Annotated in this window: 17 protein-coding genes; 14 read left to right on the plus strand and 3 right to left on the minus strand. The window is 58.7% G+C overall.

What is annotated here, in order from left to right; genetic code table 11:
• Nucleotides 1-3: 3 nt before the first annotated feature.
• The 3 genes from WG939_RS04120 (at nucleotide 4) to WG939_RS04130 (ending at nucleotide 1870) form a co-directional block, all read left to right on the plus strand.
• Nucleotides 4-1209: an inorganic phosphate transporter gene (locus WG939_RS04120; protein WP_339982927.1), complete on the plus strand. Its 1206-nt coding sequence runs from the start codon at nucleotides 4-6 to the stop codon at nucleotides 1207-1209.
• 3 nt (nucleotides 1210-1212) lie between these two features.
• Complete coding sequence (locus WG939_RS04125; protein WP_339982929.1) at nucleotides 1213-1506, plus strand: hypothetical protein; 294 nt, start codon at nucleotides 1213-1215, stop codon at nucleotides 1504-1506.
• Nucleotides 1507-1624: 118 nt separating this feature from the next.
• Entirely contained in the window at nucleotides 1625-1870 is a 246-nt protein-coding gene (locus tag WG939_RS04130; protein ID WP_339982931.1) for a hypothetical protein, read from the plus strand.
• A gap of 214 nt (nucleotides 1871-2084) precedes the next feature.
• Here WG939_RS04130 and WG939_RS04135 read toward each other — a convergent pair whose 3' ends face one another.
• Nucleotides 2085-3137 carry a Cj0069 family protein gene (locus tag WG939_RS04135; RefSeq protein WP_339982933.1) on the minus strand — a complete coding sequence of 351 codons (1053 nt, stop codon included), beginning with the start codon at nucleotides 3135-3137 and terminating at the stop codon, nucleotides 2085-2087.
• Between the two features lie 234 nt (nucleotides 3138-3371).
• On the opposite strand from WG939_RS04135, the gene WG939_RS04140 reads away from it, so the two are divergent.
• From WG939_RS04140 to glpK, 11 genes are all read left to right on the plus strand, one after another.
• Nucleotides 3372-4223, plus strand: coding sequence for a sulfurtransferase (locus WG939_RS04140; RefSeq protein ID WP_339982936.1), 852 nt, complete (start codon nucleotides 3372-3374; stop codon nucleotides 4221-4223).
• A 191-nt stretch (nucleotides 4224-4414) separates the two neighbouring features.
• Nucleotides 4415-6193 (plus strand): acetyl/propionyl/methylcrotonyl-CoA carboxylase subunit alpha, encoded by a 1779-nt coding sequence (locus WG939_RS04145; protein ID WP_339982938.1) that lies wholly within the window; start codon nucleotides 4415-4417, stop codon nucleotides 6191-6193.
• Nucleotides 6194-6200: 7 nt separating this feature from the next.
• Nucleotides 6201-7010 carry a YwqG family protein gene (locus WG939_RS04150; protein WP_339982940.1) on the plus strand — a complete coding sequence of 270 codons (810 nt, stop codon included), beginning with the start codon at nucleotides 6201-6203 and terminating at the stop codon, nucleotides 7008-7010.
• A gap of 24 nt (nucleotides 7011-7034) precedes the next feature.
• Nucleotides 7035-7442, plus strand: coding sequence for a DUF1707 SHOCT-like domain-containing protein (locus tag WG939_RS04155; protein WP_339982942.1), 408 nt, complete (start codon nucleotides 7035-7037; stop codon nucleotides 7440-7442).
• A complete protein-coding gene (locus tag WG939_RS04160; RefSeq protein ID WP_339982944.1) occupies nucleotides 7443-7805 on the plus strand; it encodes a hypothetical protein in 363 nt (120 codons plus the stop codon).
• An 18-nt stretch (nucleotides 7806-7823) separates the two neighbouring features.
• Complete coding sequence (locus tag WG939_RS04165) at nucleotides 7824-8678, plus strand: YwqG family protein (RefSeq protein ID WP_339982946.1); 855 nt, start codon at nucleotides 7824-7826, stop codon at nucleotides 8676-8678.
• A gap of 39 nt (nucleotides 8679-8717) precedes the next feature.
• Nucleotides 8718-9527: a YwqG family protein gene (locus tag WG939_RS04170; RefSeq protein WP_339982948.1), complete on the plus strand. Its 810-nt coding sequence runs from the start codon at nucleotides 8718-8720 to the stop codon at nucleotides 9525-9527.
• Between the two features lie 26 nt (nucleotides 9528-9553).
• Nucleotides 9554-10312, plus strand: coding sequence for a YwqG family protein (locus WG939_RS04175; RefSeq protein ID WP_339982950.1), 759 nt, complete (start codon nucleotides 9554-9556; stop codon nucleotides 10310-10312).
• Entirely contained in the window at nucleotides 10312-11121 is an 810-nt protein-coding gene (locus tag WG939_RS04180; RefSeq protein WP_339982952.1) for a DUF1963 domain-containing protein, read from the plus strand. The genes WG939_RS04175 and WG939_RS04180 overlap by 1 nt, the downstream gene beginning before the upstream one ends.
• Nucleotides 11112-11816, plus strand: coding sequence for a YwqG family protein (locus WG939_RS04185; RefSeq protein ID WP_339982955.1), 705 nt, complete (start codon nucleotides 11112-11114; stop codon nucleotides 11814-11816). Before WG939_RS04180 ends, WG939_RS04185 begins: the two co-directional genes overlap by 10 nt.
• A gap of 281 nt (nucleotides 11817-12097) precedes the next feature.
• A complete protein-coding gene (gene glpK, locus WG939_RS04190; protein WP_339982957.1) occupies nucleotides 12098-13579 on the plus strand; it encodes a glycerol kinase GlpK in 1482 nt (493 codons plus the stop codon).
• Between the two features lie 106 nt (nucleotides 13580-13685).
• On the opposite strand, the gene WG939_RS04195 is transcribed toward glpK, so the two are convergent.
• On the minus strand, nucleotides 13686-14429 hold the full coding sequence (locus WG939_RS04195; RefSeq protein ID WP_339982959.1) for a hypothetical protein: 744 nt from the start codon (nucleotides 14427-14429) through the stop codon (nucleotides 13686-13688).
• Nucleotides 14430-14447: 18 nt separating this feature from the next.
• Nucleotides 14448-17846, minus strand: a complete 3399-nt coding sequence (locus tag WG939_RS04200) for a pyruvate carboxylase (protein WP_339982961.1) — start codon at nucleotides 17844-17846, stop codon at nucleotides 14448-14450.

Here is a 17846-nt window from a genome sequence, read left to right on the forward strand (position 1 = left end):
CTTGTGAGCGCAACCCTCATCATCCTTGCCATCGTGGTCATCACTGCGTTGGCGTTCGACTTCACTAACGGTTTCCACGACACAGCCAACGCGATGGCAACATCGATTGCCACCAAAGCCCTCAAGCCCTTTACCGCAGTCGCGATTTCTGCGCTGCTCAATTTGATCGGTGCCTTCCTCTCCGTCAACGTGGCAGCGACAGTAGCCAAGGGCATTGTCAATCTCAATTCCTACGATGTCACCCAGGCCTCGGAAGGCCAGGCGCTGCTCATCGTGGTGTTCACTGGCCTGATCGGCGGCATTTTCTGGAATCTGTTCACCTGGCTCCTCGGCATGCCATCCTCTTCCTCCCACGCGCTGTTCGGCGGCTTAATCGGCGCTGCTTTCGCCGCAATGGGCACTGGTGGCGTCGCCTGGACCTCGATCTTTGGCAAGATCATCGTCCCTGCCCTGGTCTCCCCGTTCATCGCAGCCATGGTCTCTGCCTGTGGCACGTTCATCGTGTACTGGGTGACCAACACGATCCCGGAGCGAGTCAAGAATGAGCACTTCCGCCACGGCCAGATCGTGACTGCTTGCCTGGTCTCTCTTGCCCACGGCGCCGGCGATGCACAGAAGACCATGGGCGTGATCTTCCTGGCGTTGGTCGCTGCGGGCGAAGCTTCCGCCACCCAACACATCCCAACCTGGGTAATCGTTGCCTGTGCCGTCGCTATTGCAGCGGGCACCTTGTCCGGTGGCTGGCGCGTCATTCGCACCCTAGGCAAGGGCCTGGTCGAGATCGAGTCCCCTCAGGGTATGGCTGCTGAGTCCTCCTCCGCTGCCATCATTTTGACTTCCGCTGTGGGAGGCATGGCACTGTCCACCACTCACGTTTCCACCGGCTCCATTCTGGGCACCGGCCTGGGAAAGAAGGGTGCGAAAGTCCGTTGGGGAGTTGCACTGCGCATGGTTGCTGCCTGGATGATCACCCTGCCGTGCGCAGCGTTCGTGGGCTTCGCCTCATGGTGGATTGCCCGTGGCGTCACCGAGATTTCAAACATCACCATCGCTACCTTCGTGGACCTGTTCCTGCTGATCGCGATGGTCGCGGTCATCCTGATCCGCGCCCGCATGAACCCAGTCGACGCTTCAAATGTCAACGACGACTGGGACGCCGACGCGGAGTCCGTCGATTCTTCCCTCAAGCGCGCTGCCCAGGAGGCTTAAGAAATGGCTATTCTCACCTCGATTTTTCACGTCGCTGTCCTGGCATTGTTGTTCGGAGCGGGCATCCCATTCCTGTTTGCGCTCGGTATGCGCTGCATGACCGGCGATCCAATCCGCAACGAAGCTGGCGTCGTCATTGATGACACCCCCGCCTCCACGCAGATGAAGGTGCTGGGTTGGACGGTCTACGCCGTGCTCGGCGTGATCATCATCGTTGCCATCGCGTGGATCGCGAAGGATTCGCTCAATCACTTCTTCGGTTGGAACCTGTTCCCAGGGCTGTCCAGCAAGCACTAAGTTAACAACGGGTTAACGCAAGTTGTATTTTTCATTGCGTTAGCAGTGGGCCGTGGCTTATAGTGGGTTATTACCCATTAACGCCACGGCCTTTTTCAATTCTCGAAAGGAGTGAAACATGAAAACCCCCTCGACCATCCTCAACGCATTTAGGTTCGGTCCGACAGCGACCGGACTTGATCTACTTCAGAATCACTCCATCGCCAGCACCATTGCCGACGAGCTCGTACGCACCGGCAACACCCCCGCTTCGCTTACTGACATCGAGCAAGCATTCCACCGCATCACCGGCAGTAACCCCACTGAACACGAGCTTTACGACGCTAAAGCATTCCTACTTTCCTTTGGGTTGCTGCAGGTTTAGGTTTTTCGGAACTTCGGTGCAGTGATTCTGCGATTCTTCGAATCCAATTGGTCGTAAAACCCCGTTTCTCGCACGCTGCGATTCAGCAGGTTCTTGATTTTACGACGCATCCGATTCGACGAATGACACTCAAACTGGCCGGAAGCCAGTCTTGAGCAACAAAAATCCGGACCTCATAACAATGAGGCCCGGATTTTCTAGCTAGCTAGAGGACTTAAGCGAACTTCTTCTCTACGCGGGAGATAGCTTCCTTAGCGACCATCTCCTGGATGCCCATGTCGAGCTCGGAGGTGAAGCCAACGCAGGAGCAGTTGATTTCGCCGAGGACGTAGGTGTCCTCGCCGTTCTCGCCGTCGGCAAGCATGAAGTCTGCGGTCCAGATCAGTGGGATGTTGTCGCCACCGAGCTTCTCAGCGATGACTGGGCGAGCCTCGGAGAACATGTCGATGAGTTCCTGCCATGCCTCTGGCTTGTCGTAGGTGTACTTCGCGCCGGAGAACAGAGTTGCGGAGAAGTTGTCGCCGCCCTCGGCTGGCTTCTTGTGAACCACGAAGACTGGGTGTGGGCCAACGAGCAGGATGCGGATCTCGCCTTCGACGATGCGTGGCATGAAGCGCATGTCCACGAGCATGCCGTTGTCACCGATGATGTACTGGTCACAGAAGTCCATGAACTCGCCCAGCTCACGGATCTCGGTGTGGTTATCCACAGCTTCGGTGCAGCGCAGCTTGGTGTCCAGTGGCAGTGCGGTGCCTGGGGTTACCTCGAGGGACTTGTCCTCGAGCTGAACACGCCAGATACCTTCGCCGGTGGAGCCACGGTTCTGCTTCAGGACGCGCTCACCGTAGGAGATGGAGGTTGGGAAGGTCTTGTGGAAGGTCTCGACATCGTAGTACGCAGCGGTGTCGGATGGGACCAGGGAAGTGTCGTTGAGCTTGACCAGGGCGTCCTTGGCGCCGTAAGCCATCATCTCGTACGGGGTGGACATGCCGACGAGGCCAGCCTCGGAGAGCTTGGTAAGCAGGTCAAAGTAGCCCTTTTCGCCACCAGGGATGTTGCCTGGGTTCACTCGGGAGATGTAAGCGTCAAAGTTCTCGGAGACCTTGGCAAAGATCTCCTCAGCATTGTCCGGGTGGAAGTAGATGACCTCGGAGTGCCAGCCAGCTTCCTTGATCGCGTTCACGATCGGCATGGTGTCCTTGCGGTGTCCGTCAGGACCCTTGTCATTGCCACCTTCGACCTCGAATACGACGATTGCCTTCTTCATGCGGTTTCTCCTAATTGCATAGCGGTTTACCCAGGCTCGGATCGAGTCCTGTTTAAGAAAAATCTTATCTATGTCACACCCACCCTGCAGGGCATATGAATTGGAGGTGCCCAACGCCACAGCCAAACTGACCACAATTGCCCCCACAGTGTGACCCCCTCAGCCTCGGTTCGTGACTAAGGTGGATGATTAAGCAGCCCCTATGAAATTCAGCGAAAGAAAGGTGGCCGTCACATGGCTCTTCCCCTGGATCCGAACCCCAAGTTCTCCGATTTTGCACATCCCGGGCGCCTCGTTTCCCCGCAATGGCTCTCCGCGCAGCTTGGTTCCAAGGGTCTGAAAGTTGTCGAATCCGACGAGGATTCCCTGCTCTACAACATCGGCCACATCCCGGGCGCCGTGCGCATCGACTGGCACAATGACCTCAACGATCCCGTCACCCGCGACTTCATCACCCCAGAACAGTTCGCAAACCTCATGAATGAAAAGGGCATCGCATACGACGACACCGTCGTCATCTACGGCGACAAGCGCAACTGGTGGGCCTCCTACACCCTGTGGCTCTTCGAACTCTTCGGCCACCCCGACGTACGACTACTCGATGGCGGCCGCGACGCCTGGATGGCAGAAGAACGCGACACCTCCTTCGCAGTTCCCGAGTACCCCAGCGCCAACTACCCTGTGCCAACCGTGAATGAGGAGGGTCGCGCATTCGTGGATGCGGTGCGCTCCGCCGTCGACAAGGGCGTGCTTATCGACGCGCGAACCGCCGAGGAATACGCTGGACAGCCCAATGATCACGCTGCCAGCACGATCCGCCACGGACACATTCCTGGTGCAAAGAACATTCCGTGTGACGCCAATGTGATGGCAAACCACTACTTCCGCAGCAAGAAGGAATTGGATGAGCTGTACGCGGACCTCGATCCGAAGGCAGAAACGATCGCCTACTGCCATGAAGGAGAGCGTTCGGCACACACGTGGTTCACACTGAAGTATCTGCTCGGCTTTGACAAGGTTCTGAACTACGACGGCGCCTGGATCGAGTGGGGCAACATGGTGCGAATGCCAATTGCTAAGGATTAATTAGCAGCATTAGCCTCCCCGCTTGGGGGTGCATGCGTGTATCGCTTTAGCGAATTCCATTCGGATTGCGCCTTCGTTGTGTAACAATAAGTGTCACGCGCTGCACCCCCATTAATTTGTGGGGCGAGGCACATACTAAAGTCAGGCGTGAGTAGTTCAGTACACAAAAATTTCTCCAGGAGGGGTTAGACGTGACCGTCGAGACCAAGAAAATCACTAAGGTTCTGATTGCGAACCGTGGTGAGATCGCCATTCGCGTTATTCGCGCAGCACGTGACGCCGGAATTAAGAGCGTTGCAGTGTACGCAGAGCCAGACGCGGATGCGCCTTTCGTATCGATGGCCGATGAGGCCTTCGCACTCGGCGGACAGAACTCCGCAGAGTCTTACCTGGTCTTCGACAAGATCCTCGATGCCGCAAAGAAGTCCGGCGCCGACGCTATCCACCCTGGTTACGGCTTCCTGTCCGAGAACGGCGACTTCGCTGAGGCTGTCATCAACGCTGGCCTGATCTGGATCGGCCCATCCCCACAGTCCATCCGCGACCTGGGCGACAAGGTCACCGCCCGCCACATCGCACTGAAGGCTAACGCCCCAATGGCACCTGGCACCAAGGAGCCAGTCAAGGACGCTTCCGAGGTTGTCGCCTTCGCTGAGGAGCACGGCCTGCCAATCGCAATTAAGGCAGCATTCGGTGGTGGCGGCCGCGGTATGAAGGTCGCTTACAAGATGGAAGAGGTCGCTGACCTCTACGAATCCGCAACCCGCGAGGCTGTTGCAGCCTTCGGTCGTGGCGAGTGCTTCGTTGAGCGCTACCTGGACAAGGCACGCCACGTCGAGTGCCAGGTCATCGCTGACCAGCACGGCAACGTCGTTGTCGCTGGTACCCGTGACTGCTCCCTGCAGCGTCGCTTCCAGAAGCTCGTCGAAGAAGCTCCAGCCCCATTCCTCACCGATGAGCAGCGCACCCGCCTGCACGAGTCCGCAAAGGCTATCTGTAAGGAAGCTGGCTACTACGGTGCCGGCACCGTTGAGTACCTCGTTGGTTCCGACGGACTGATCTCCTTCCTCGAGGTCAACACCCGTCTGCAGGTGGAGCACCCAGTCACCGAGGTCACCACCGGCCTCGACCTGGTTCGCGAGCAGTTCCGCATCGCTGAGGGCAAGGAACTCCACATCAAGGAAGACCCAACCCCACGTGGCCACGCTTTTGAGTTCCGTATCAACGGCGAGGACGCTGGCAACAACTTCATGCCTGCTCCAGGCAAGGTCACCAAGTACATCGAGCCTTCCGGCCCAGGTGTGCGTATGGACTCCGGCATCGTTGAGGGCTCCGTCATCGGCGGCCAGTTCGACTCCATGCTGGCTAAGCTGATCGTCTTCGGCGAGACCCGTGACGAGGCTCTTCAGCGCGCTGCTCGCGCCCTGGACGAGTACGTTGTTGAGGGCATGCCAACCGTTCTCCCATTCCACCGCCACATCGTTGAGAACCCAGCGTTCGTTGGCAACGGCGAGAAGTTCGACGTCTACACCAAGTGGATCGAAGAAGAGTGGGACAACCCAATCCCTGCCTACGTCGACCCAGCTGACGTTGCTGAGGAAGAGGAAGCAACCCCTGCTCAGAAGGTCATCGTCGAGATCGACGGCCGCCGCGTTGAGGTTGCCCTCCCAGGCGACCTGGCAATCGGTGGTGGCGCCGGTAGCGCGAAGAAGAAGGCCAAGAAGCGCCGCGCAGGTGGCGCAAAAGCTTCCGTCTCCGGCGATGCTGTTGCAGCTCCAATGCAGGGTACCGTCATCAAGGTCAACGTTGAAGAAGGCCAGGAAGTAAACGAAGGCGACACCGTTGTTGTCCTCGAAGCCATGAAGATGGAAAACCCAGTGAAGGCTCACAAGTCCGGCGTTGTCACCGGCCTTGACGCAGCAGCAGGCGCTGGCGTTTCCAAGGGCCACGTCCTGATGGAAATCAAGTAGTTTTACGATGACAGATCCCGGTTCTCCTCGCGAGGATCGGGATTTTTCTCGTTTCTACCGAAAAGTTGTTCCCTTTCAAATCGGGGCTGACTTCGAGTCCGGAAACATTCCCCGAGCAGGCCTTACCGCCTCGAAGCTCGGCGGGGCGCCCTATCGCCCACTCGGCTCAGGCTGGCCACACGAGATGTACCTGCTCGCGCAAATCAACCTGGATGATGTCCCAGCTCTTCCGATGTTTCCAAGCACGGGGCTGCTGCAGTTTTTCATGTGCTATAAGCCCGGATACGGCATGTTTTCCCCGGAACCGCGATGCCACGTGCGTTATTGGGAAAACTACGACTCCCCAGCTGAGCCGGCGTTATTCTTTGATTCTCAGCAGCTCGTACCCGAACGTGACAGCTTCACCGAAGGGAAAAGCCCCATCGACTGCGTGCTCGAGGACCCAGGTTTCCCGTTGCCACTTGTCGCCGCGGAACGTGCAGATCAGCTGCCTCAGATTGATGAAGACATCGAGTCGGAACAGCATGGTCGCGCGGAGATTCTCGAGTACATTCACAGTCGCCGTTGGACCGAAGAAGAGCTAATGAAGTTCACGCGTCGCACCTCCTGCGGCGGAATCCAGCTCGGCGGATATCCTTCCCTGATCCAAACTGACTACGACTCCACCGGCCCTGACGAGCTGCTTCTCTTCCAGGTTGATTACTACCCACCGGCCATTTGGCCTGGCGATTGTGGCGCTATCCAGTTCTTCATCGAGCCCGATGATCTTCAAGCACGGAGATTCGACCGAGTCCGGTTCTATTTCTCCTGCGGTTAAGGATAATCAGGCAGAATAGACACCATGATGGATATCGAGCGGCAGCAATACTTGGTTGGCGACTTTGAGCGTGAAAGTGCATTGGAGAGGCTGAAAGGCGCATCTCAATCCGGTCATCTCAGTTTGAGCGAATTCGATAGGCGCGCCCAGATCGCAGCTCAAGCCACCACCCAAGGCGACATTGACCGCATTCTCGCCGACATTCCCCAGAACTTGCTGGTCAAGCACAACCGAACCTCAGGACTGCAAAAGCGCGTCGGCATCATGGGCCTGTGGCTTTCCACCATCCCGCTGATTGCGATCGGTTCCGCCGATCTCGCAACCATTTTCGCAGTGCTAGCAATTCCCCTCGCTATCTTGCTTTTCATCATGAAGGTAGGACCGGACTCCTGGTACGAGCCCAAAACCACATACAAGCAGATTGGACAGTAAATGGAACCCATGGACGTCAACGGTGGTCGTTTCTACGCCCGTCCCCTAAGAGACGATGACGAAATCGCCCTGAACCAGGCAGAGTCGTCTGTGGCGTCGATAAGCCAGGCGCGTGAAGACTGGCTATCCGATACCGCCTACTCCTGGGCAATTTGCGAGCAGACGAACGTCAACGCCGTGGCCATCGCGCGTTATGACATGGAGACGCTGGAAGTCGCGGTTGTTGGTGACCCGGAGCGCGACCTGCCGAACGACCCCATGTTGGAGCCGAAGAAAGCCAAGGACGGTGTGGCGGCGGCGCGCGAGTTCCTGCCCCGCTGGATCGAGGGTTTTTTGCCTATCTATCGTGCGAATAATTCATAACTCAAGTACCAATGAGGTATGGATTACCTTCAGATCGCCGACGAAATTGGGCTTCCATCCATCCCGCGCGTTTCCTACTCCGCGAATTCATCTGAATTCCGACTCGCGGGGCTCACCGATTCCAAGCTTGGTGGCGCGCCTTACCGGCCCAAGGGCGCAGGTTGGCCCAGCGATAGCAACGGCCAGCCACTGTGTTTCGTCGCCCAGCTGAACCTGGAGCAAGTCGAGAAAGACAGGGTCAGCGCGGGGGTTCCGCCGCTTCTCGACGGGTTCCTCCCGACCTACGGCCTACTCCAGTACTTCCTCGTCTTTGACGAAGGCTTTGGCATCGAGAGCCAGCCGAACTGCTACGTCTACCATCTCCCGGATCTGTCCTACGCCCCGGATGAGCCGTTGTTTAGCTACCAGCCCGAGGTCAGAGGACCGATCCACTGGGCGAACGAAAGCCGGACCCCGGAATTCGAGGAAGCATCACAGTTCCACTCTGAAGACTGCGTACTCAAGCACCCGGAAGTTCCGTTCGCTCTGGAATCGCAGGCATGGCAGCCGGGCTGCCAATATCCGATCACTGGCTGGCATGTTGAGGCTACGGCTGAGCACGATCGCACCTGGAAGGAGCGAGTTCCATATCCAGGCAATAGGCATCGCGAGTTGCTTGGCAAGGTGCTGCACCAGGTTGGTGGCGTTGCTAACTTCACCAAGGAGGATCCGCGCCCGGAGGGATCCGCCATGCGTTTGTTGTTCCAGCTCGACGGCGATGATGACCTCGTTAAGCTGAGCGATTCCGGAACAATGCAGTTTTTTATTGACCCTGCCGATCTTGCGCGCAAGGACTTTTCCAACGTCCAGATGCATTGGAACTGCTACTACTAGGCACGGGAACAAATGACTGGCAGCCCGCATCAAAGTGGTATGACTGAATATCCGCGACTGTCGTACAAATCGACTTTTAGTTTCCACGATCCAACGTTTCGCCCAGCCGGGCTCACCGATTCCAAGCTGGGTGGCGCACCATATCGGCCGAAGGGCGCCGGTTGGCCGATTGCCCCAGATGGGCTGCCCTATAGTTTTGTGGCGCAGTTGAACTTGGAACAAGTCGAGCGAGACCGGCAGTCTCTTGGTATCCCTCCGCTATTGGAGGGGGCACTGCCAACAACTGGACTGCTCCAGTTCTTCCTGCCGTTGTGTGATGGCTGGCGACCGGGCTGTTTCGTGGCCTATTTACTGGACTATTCATATCCGGCTGACGAGCCCCTCTTTGCATGGAAGGCGGACTACGACTCTCCAGTGGTGTGGGTACGGGAGATTCCGCATCCGGAAATCGATCCCCGCACCCAGCACCTTAAATTCGGAGCCTTTTACACCGAGCTGTCGCTCCTGTGCCACCCGGAGGTTCCGCAGGCACTGGAACCTGTTGCATTGGAGCCGATGCTCCAAAGGCCAGTGCCGGGCTTGCACATTGAAGCGCCTGAACAGGAAAGCAAGCGGGAATTAAGACAGTCCTACCTAGGCGAGTGCAACCATCAGGTTGGAGGCTTGGCCAACTTCGTGCAAAACGATCCCCGGCCTGAAGGATCTCCGCTCAGGCTGCTGTTTCAGATCGAGGCAGACCACCATATGCAGTGGATCGGAGATAGTGGCAATTTTCAATTCTTCATTGACCCCGCCGACCTGGCACGAAAAGACTTCCGCAATGTTCTAGCTGACTGGACCTGTTGTTAACACTCAAACGAAGATTGGATCCCACTATGTACGAACAGTTCCTCAAGACCGCCACCTTGTTCACCACCCCGACCGACTACACCGGAGATATCCCTCGAGCAGACATCACCAGTTCCAAGCTGGGCGGAGCCCCCTACCAGCTGGAAGGCATGGAGTGGCCAGAAGGAATGATGTTTCTCGCCCAGCTACGTTTGGAAGAGGTGCAAGACTGTGAAGGACTACCGAAGTCCGGCCTGCTGCAGTTCTTCCTGCCAGCTGCTACCGACTATGGTCTTTTCAATTCTGATCCCAAGTGCCATGTCCGCTGGATTGAGAGCACGGATGAGCCTTCAGCCAACGTTCAGTGGTTCGATGGCTCCGAGTTGAGCCAAGAAACTACGTCCCCAGACCGCTATCCGTTAGATACCCCGGGGGCTGGAACTTTGCGCCCAACGTCAAAGCTCTCGCCACTTTCCAGCCCTGGTTTCCCGCTCCCGCTAACAGTGACGGAGACGGTGCAGCAGCTTCCCATGGGCCTGGACGAGGACGAGACCGTTGACCCAGACCTCCCAGATGCTCCTGAAGAGCTGTTCTCCGCTGGCGGAATCCAGATTGGCGGCTACCCGTACTTCACGCAATCGGATCCTCGTGAGGAGGGCAGCGAGGAGATTCTGCTCTTCCAGCTCGATTCCGACTACCCCGGTATCAACCTCGGCGATGCCGGTACGATGCAGTTCTTCATTACTCCTGCTGACCTTGCGCGACGCGACTTCAGCAACGTGTCTATGGATTGGGCGTGCTACTAATGAACGAATTCCCGCGACTTTCCTACCACTCCACGTTCAGGGAACACTACGCTACCTTCCGTCCTGCAGGTCTCACGGATTCCAAGATCGGAGGCGCACCCTACCGCCCGAAGGGCACCTCGTGGCCAACCGATCCGGACGGACATCCCTTCAGCTTCGTGGCACAACTCAATTTGGAGCAGGTGGAACGCGACAGGAAAGAGCTTGCTGTTCCTCCGCTACTCGACGGCGCACTACCTACAACTGGACTGTTGCATTTCTACGTCCAAATGAGCGATGAGTGGGGACCTGCTTCCCACGTGTCGTACGTTCCGGACTTTTCTCTAGAGTCTGAAGATCCGGTATTCGCTTGGAAGGCAGCGCCCGAAGACTCAATCAGGTGGATCCAAGAGGACCCGCATCCACGCCAGGATCCCGAGGGTGGCCACCTCGCACCGAGCGAGCACTGGACGCTCCTTTCGATCCTGCAGCATCCGGAGGTTCCGCAAGCTTTAGAGACGACTCTGATGGAACCCGCGTGCCAGAAACCGGTTCCCGGGATACACATTGAGTCGCCGATACAAGAAAACATGTACGAGCTGTGCGGCGAATACCTGGGTTTTTCGGACCACCAAGTCGGTGGCTTGGCCGAGTTTCCACAAGATGACCCTCGCCCAATGGGCTCGCCACTCCGACTACTTCTGCAAATCCGATATGACCTGTGCATGCAGCCAATCGGCGACTGCGGAACAATGCATTTCTTCATCGGCCCTACTGATCTCGCACAGCGAGATTTCCGAAACGTCCTGATGGATTGGTCATGCTTCTAGAATTCCCCCGCATCCCCTACACCGCCTCGGAAACCCCAGCAGGGCTCACTGACTCCAAGCTTGGCGGCGCGCCCTATCGGCCTGTGGGCACCACGTGGCCCACCGAAGATAGCGGCCAGGTGCTCAATTTCGTGGCCCAGCTCAACCTGGCCCACGTGGAGAGCGACCGCCAAGCACTCGCTTTGCCACCACTGTTTGAGGGCGTCCTCCCCACCGAAGGAATATTGCAGTTCTTCCTGCCGTTTTGGGAGGTCTACGACTCCGGTCCTGGCATCGCCCACATCGAGTATTTCCCCACCTGCGACGAACCTGCGCAGCCACCACGGATTGCCTGGCAGCCGTGGGAAGAGGATCCGCTGATCTGGCTGACCGAAACTGCAACTCCTGTCGAAGACCATCGAGCGCTGTCCTCGATGCTGGATTTCCCGTGTTTTCCTTACAAACTCACCCCTAAAGAAGCGCAGCCACTCATCCAGGTATTCGACGATATTGATGATGACGAGTCGTCATCGCAAGTAGGCGGAGTTGGCACGTTCGTCGATTCAACCCCTACTTCACCGGTTCTGTTCTATCTCGATTCCATTTGTGAACCAGTGACGATTGGTGATTGTGGCGTAATGGGTTTCTTCATCCAACAAGAAGCCCTCGTTAAACGTGATTTCAGGAATGTGAATTTGGAGGTGTCGCTGTCCTAAACTTCGAGGTGCCGGCATCCGAAAGAGAGCTCTGGGATCAGGATGATGCTTACGACGAACTCCTCACCGCTAACCGCCTCTACGGCGGCTCTCGGTTGGGAGGGTTCGCAAGCTTTCTTAATAGCGATCCGCGCGACCCCGTCAGGCCAGATCCGCTGCTGCTCCAACTGTCCCTGAACTACGGCGAACCTCTCATCCATATTTTTGTTCCTCTTGAAGATCTCAAAATTGGCCGCTTTGATAGGGCCTGGGGACGCACGGACGCGGACTAAACTGTCCCCATGGCTCCACGTCTCCCGCATAAGCGGCGCATCGTCGCCGCGATCGATCAAGGCACCACGTCCACTCGCTGCATGCTTTTCGACGACCACGGCCACATCATCGCCTCGTCGCAGCTTGAGCACCAGCAAATCTTCCCCCGTGCTGGCTGGGTGGAACATGATCCGTTGGAGATTTGGGAGAACACCAGGCGTGTGATGGCTGATGTGTTGGCGCGCAGCGAGTTTTCTGGGGACGACATCGCGGCGGTGGGCATCACTAATCAGCGCGAAACGACCGTCGTTTGGGACAAACTCACTGGCCAGCCCGTGTACAACGCGATCGTGTGGCAAGACACCCGCACCACGGATATCTGCTCGGAACTGGATCCTGCTGACTTCTCCGAGACAGGCCTGCCCGTTTCCACCTACTTCTCTGGCCCTAAAATCAAGTGGATCCTGGACAACGTTCCGGGCACCCGCGAGCGTGCTGAGTCCGGGGATCTACTCTTCGGGACGATCGATTCCTGGCTCATCTGGAACCTTACCCGTGGCGAACACGTCACGGACATCACTAATGCCTCGCGCACGATGCTGATGGATTTGGCGAGCGGCAAATGGGATCACAGGCTGGCGGAACTATTGGGCATCCCCACCAAGATGCTCCCCCAAATTGTGTCAAACTCCCAGGTCATCGGCCGCATCAAGCGCATGGGCGCATTCAACAACGTCCCTATCGCCGGCGTGCTCGGCGACCAGCAAGCCGCCACCTTCGGCCAAGCCTGCCTTGAACCCGGCGAAGTGAAAAACACCTACGGCACCGGCAACTTCCTGCTGCTCAACACCGGCACGGAGATCAAGCGCTCGACCAATGGCCTCATTTCCACGGTCGCCTACAAGATCGGCAACGAGCCCACGGTGTACGCGTTGGAGGGATCGATCGCTGTCACGGGATCTTTGGTGCAGTGGCTGCGCGATAATTTGGGATTGATTTCTTCGGCCAAGGACGTCGAAAAGCTCGCTGCCACCGTTCCCGACAACGGCGGCTGCTACATCGTGCCCGCGTTTTCTGGTTTGCTCGCGCCGTATTGGCGACAGGACGCGCGCGGCGTGATCACTGGACTGACGCGCTTCCACAACAAGGGTCACTTCGCACGCGCCGCACTGGAAGCGACCGCGTACCAGACGCGCGAGGTTGTTGAGGCGATGAACCAGGACACTGGAATTCCCGTCACTGCTCTCAAGGCCGATGGCGGCATGGTTGAGAATGCGCTGCTGATGCAGTTCCAGGCCGATCAGCTGGGCGTTCCCGTGACGGTTCCGGCCATCACGGAGACCACCGCCCTCGGCGCTGCGTATGCGGCAGGACTTGCGGTCGGTGTGTACAAATCCCTCGCCGATATCCGCGCCATGTGGCGAGAAGACGTCACCTACCAGCCAAACCCTACGGACCCCGCGCTTTTCGACGGCTGGAAGCTGGCAGTTCAGAAGAGCTTTGGACCCTAGAGGGGGACTCGACTCCGCGAGAGCGATAATCCCCGTTAGATAATGGCCACTTCAAATGTGCTACAGGCCCATTATCTAACGGGGATTATCGCTGTCGCGAAACCTTTTAGGAGCTACCCGGAATCTCCGGCAAAGGAACCACTGGCAGCTGCAGCTGAGGCATCGAGGAACCAGGGACTCCCGGGATTGCAGGAGCATGCGCTACTGGCAGCGGAACCCCTTGAATGTCGTGGGTTAATTGTTCGGCGGGTCCCGCGGTTCGGGCTGCAACGTAGAAGCCTGGCCCAAAGCTTGCGGATGCGGTCCATGACCTGCGGTCATCGGACCAGCCGTATTTGGTTCCTTGGACTCCGGGAAGGGTTCCGGTGCCGTAGTTCTGCGGGAAGCCGTCGGCTGCGATCGGGGCGGCGTTGCGCATTCCTTGGCGCAGTGGTTCCGCTACCGGGTCGGATTCGATTTGGTAGAGGAAGTAGGTGATGTCCGCCATTGAGGTGCGGGTGTCTCCCCAGTATGCGGCTGGCATGGTTTCGTGCAGGCCGAAGTCGCGGGCTATGTCCGCGATCGCGTTGGGGTATCGCGAGCCTAGCTGGCTTGCTAGCCCGTCATCCGAAGTACGGATCATTGGTTCAACTAATGCTTTGTCGGCCTCTGATCCGTTGTGCAGTACCCAATATCCGAGGTAGAGCTTGGATAGGGAGAGGGCTGGGCCAACCTGGCCGTTCCATCCTTGGTGCGCTCCCGAAGCATGTCGGACAGATACTTCAGTTGCGGGAGGAGGAGTGAAGGCGTGTGCAGGTTGCACAGCGAGAAGCCCAACAGCAACACACGCCACAAAGGTAACTTTTTTCACTCCGTTGACATTAGTTACTTATTCAATCACAAGCAACAGATCGTTTCCTTCAACTTTTGTTGGCTGCAGGAGGACCACTCGGGAGACGGTGCCGTCGATAGGAGCGGTGATGGTCGCTTCCATCTTCATCGCCTCGATCACAGCCACTGGATCACCTGCGGAAACCTTGTCTCCTTCAGCAACCTTGACGGTCACTGCACCAGCGAATGGCGCAGCTACATGACCTGCAACAGTTGGGTCAGCCTTTTCTGCCGCTGCGACCACGGATTCAACGCTGCGGTCGCGCACCTCCATCGGGCGAACCTGGCCGTTAACCGTGAGCATGACCTTACGCATGCCCTTGGCGTCTGGCTCGGAGATCGCGTCGAGGCGAACGAGCAGAACGCGGTGATCAGACAGGTGGATTGAGGTCTCCACACCCCGCTCGAGGCCGTAGATGAACTCGCGGTCCTCCAGGATCGAAGTGTCACCGTACAGACGGCGATGCTCTGCAAACTCAGCGGCTGGCTTCGGGAAGAGGAGGCGATCCAGGGCGCCACGTCGAGAAGCACCCGGGGTGGCCAGCAGCTTTGCCTCAGCTTCCGGAACCCCGGCCACCGGCGCAGCAGCGCCTCGTCCCTCCAGCGCGCGATCGCGCAGCAGTGGCCAACCGCCCGGAGGGGTACCGAGCTCGCCACGGAGGAAGCCGATGACCGAATCTGGAATATCAAAACGTTGCGGATCCTGCGCAAACTCGTACGGCGATACGCCCATGCCCACCAGGTGCAGGGCGAGGTCGCCGACCACCTTGGACGATGGGGTCACCTTGGTTGGGCGGCCAAGGATCTCGTTCACGCCGGCGTAGGCATCCTCGATGAGCTCGAAGCGATCCGCAAGCCCCAGGGCCACGGCCTGCGCACGCAGGTTAGACAGCTGGCCACCCGGGATCTCGTGGCGGTAGACGCGACCGGTTGGGCCAGGCGTACCAGACTCGAAAGGCGCATAGATCTGGCGCACAGCCTCCCAGTATGGCTCCAGGTCACACACTGCTTGCAGGGACAGGCCGGTGTCGCGCGAGGTGTGGGCGAACGCCGCGACGAGCGCGGACATCGATGGCTGTGAAGTGGTGCCGGACAGTGGCGCGGACGCCACGTCCACGATGTCAGCACCCGCATGAGCTGCCGCAAGGTAGGTGGCCAGCTGGCCACCGGCAGTGTCGTGAGTGTGCACGTGAACTGGCAGGTCAAAGCGCTCGCGCAGCGCAGACACCAACTTGGCGGCAGCCGCTGGGCGCAGCAGGCCAGCCATGTCCTTGATGGCGATGATGTGCGCGCCCGCCTCCACGATCTGCGCTGCCAGGCGCAGGTAGTAATCGAGGGTGTACAGGCCTTCACGAGGATCCAGCAGGTTGCCGGAGTACGCCATGGCCACTTCAGCCACTGCCGTGTCGGTTGCCAGAACCGCATCGATCGCCGGGCGCATCTGCTCAACATCGTTCAATGCGTCAAAGATACGGAAAATGTCAATGCCGGACGACGCAGCTTCATCAACAAACGCCGTGGTCACCGACTCAGGGTACGGGGTGTAGCCAACGGTGTTACGGCCGCGCAGCAGCATCTGGATTGGCACGTTCGGCATTGCGCGACGCAGCTGGTCGAGGCGCTCCCACGGATCCTCATGCAGGAAGCGCATCGCAACGTCGTAGGTCGCGCCACCCCATGCTTCCACGGAGAACAGGTTCGGGGTGAGCCGTGCAACGGCGCCAGCGGCGTCGACAAGCGCCTTGGTGCGCACGCGGGTGGCCAGCAGCGACTGGTGCGCGTCACGGAAGGTGGTGTCGGTGACGGACAGCCCTTCCTTCGCGCGAACCTGCTCAGCGAAGGCGCGCGGGCCCAGTTTGAGCAGTTCGTCGCGGGTGCCGGTCGGCATGGCAGCTGGCAGCGACGGCAGCTTATCGACGGCGCGCACCGTCACAGTTGGTTCGCCGTGCGGGCGGTTCACGGTGACATCGGCAAGGTAGTCAAGGATTCGGCCGGCCTCATCGTCTGCCGGCGGCGCGGACAGCAGCCATGGGTGGTCCTGGATGAAGGAGGTAGCGACGCGCTTGGTGGTGAAGTCTTCCTCACGAAGGAGGGCGCGGAGAAAGCCGATGTTGGTGGCCACGCCGGAGATGTGGAACTCGTTGAGGGCGCGCTGGGCGCGAGCAACTGCGGTGGCAAAGTCGGCGCCGCGGCAGGTCATCTTGACCAGCATGGAGTCGAAGTGCGCAGTGATTTCACCGCCGAGCATAGCCGCACCATCGAGGCGGACACCTGCGCCGCCTGGGCTTCGGTAGGCGGTGATGGTGCCGGTGTCAGGGCGGAAACCGTTGGCGGGATCCTCCGTGGTGATGCGGCACTGTAGGGCAGCCCCATGAGTGTGGATATTTTCCTGCTCAAGACCCAGTTCCGTCAGAGTTGCTCCGGCAGCGACCTGCATCTGAGACTTCACCAAGTCAACCTGGGTGACTTCTTCGGTCACCGTGTGCTCAACCTGGATGCGCGGGTTCATCTCGATGAAGACGTGATTGCCCTGCTCGTCAACCAGGAATTCGACCGTGCCGGCGCCCTGGTAGCCAATGTGCTTGCAGAATTTCACCGCATCTGCGCAAATGCGATCGCGCAGCTCTGGGTCCAGGTGCTGGGCAGGCGCGATCTCCACGACCTTCTGGTGGCGGCGCTGGAGGGAGCAGTCACGCTCGAAGAGGTGAATGACGTTGCCGTGCTTGTCGGCAAGGATCTGCACCTCGATGTGCTGTGGATTGATCACTGCACGCTCAATGTAGACGCGCGGATCGCCAAAGGCGGACTCAGCCTCACGGGATGCCTCCGCCGCCAGCTCCTTCAGCTTGTCCGGCGATGGGATGAAGCGCATACCGCGGCCGCCGCCACCGGCGACAGCCTTAACAAAGAGCGGGTAAGTCTGGCCCTCAGCCTGCTTAGCAAGCACCTCAACATCGGCAGAGGGAGTGGATTCATCGAGCGTCGGCAAGCCAGCTTCGCGCGCCGCCGTCACTGCAGCCGACTTGTCACCGGTCAGATCCAGCACCTCTGGAGTTGGGCCAATGAAGGTGATGCCGTTTTCCGCACATTCGCGGGCCAGCTGCGCGTTCTCCGAGAGGAAGCCGTAGCCAGGGTAGATCGCGTCCGCGCCAGATTCCTTCGCTGCGCGGATGATCTCATCGATGTTCAGGTACGCCTTGACTGGAGAGCCTTCCTGTCCAATCTTGATGGCCTCGGATGCGAAGGCGCGGTGGAAAGAGTTGCGGTCTTCGATCGGGAAGATCGCAACGGTTTCAGCACCGATCTCGTAGGCGGCGCGGAAAGCACGCACGGCGATTTCGCCGCGATTGGCCACGAGCACCTTGGTGAAGCTCGCGGATGTGCGCTGGATAGACAT

It is taken from the genome of Corynebacterium sp. H130 (assembly GCF_037572395.1).
Classification (GTDB): Bacteria; Actinomycetota; Actinomycetes; order Mycobacteriales; family Mycobacteriaceae; genus Corynebacterium.

Excerpts from the sequence above, each read along its gene's own strand:
- glpK (WP_339982957.1), top strand. The coding sequence starts at position 12,098 with ATGGCTCCACGTCTCCCGCATAAGCGGCGCATCGTCGCCGCGATCGAT.
- WG939_RS04200 (WP_339982961.1), bottom strand. The coding sequence starts at position 17,846 with ATGTCTATCCAGCGCACATCCGCGAGCTTCACCAAGGTGCTCGTGGCC.
- WG939_RS04165 (WP_339982946.1), top strand. The coding sequence starts at position 7,824 with ATGGATTACCTTCAGATCGCCGACGAAATTGGGCTTCCATCCATCCCG.
- WG939_RS04135 (WP_339982933.1), bottom strand. The coding sequence starts at position 3,137 with ATGAAGAAGGCAATCGTCGTATTCGAGGTCGAAGGTGGCAATGACAAG.
- WG939_RS04130 (WP_339982931.1), top strand. The coding sequence starts at position 1,625 with ATGAAAACCCCCTCGACCATCCTCAACGCATTTAGGTTCGGTCCGACA.
- WG939_RS04150 (WP_339982940.1), top strand. The coding sequence starts at position 6,201 with ATGACAGATCCCGGTTCTCCTCGCGAGGATCGGGATTTTTCTCGTTTC.
- WG939_RS04160 (WP_339982944.1), top strand. The coding sequence starts at position 7,443 with ATGGAACCCATGGACGTCAACGGTGGTCGTTTCTACGCCCGTCCCCTA.
- WG939_RS04170 (WP_339982948.1), top strand. The coding sequence starts at position 8,718 with ATGACTGAATATCCGCGACTGTCGTACAAATCGACTTTTAGTTTCCAC.
- WG939_RS04175 (WP_339982950.1), top strand. The coding sequence starts at position 9,554 with ATGTACGAACAGTTCCTCAAGACCGCCACCTTGTTCACCACCCCGACC.
- WG939_RS04180 (WP_339982952.1), top strand. The coding sequence starts at position 10,312 with ATGAACGAATTCCCGCGACTTTCCTACCACTCCACGTTCAGGGAACAC.
- WG939_RS04140 (WP_339982936.1), top strand. The coding sequence starts at position 3,372 with ATGGCTCTTCCCCTGGATCCGAACCCCAAGTTCTCCGATTTTGCACAT.
- WG939_RS04125 (WP_339982929.1), top strand. The coding sequence starts at position 1,213 with ATGGCTATTCTCACCTCGATTTTTCACGTCGCTGTCCTGGCATTGTTG.
- WG939_RS04185 (WP_339982955.1), top strand. The coding sequence starts at position 11,112 with ATGCTTCTAGAATTCCCCCGCATCCCCTACACCGCCTCGGAAACCCCA.
- WG939_RS04155 (WP_339982942.1), top strand. The coding sequence starts at position 7,035 with ATGATGGATATCGAGCGGCAGCAATACTTGGTTGGCGACTTTGAGCGT.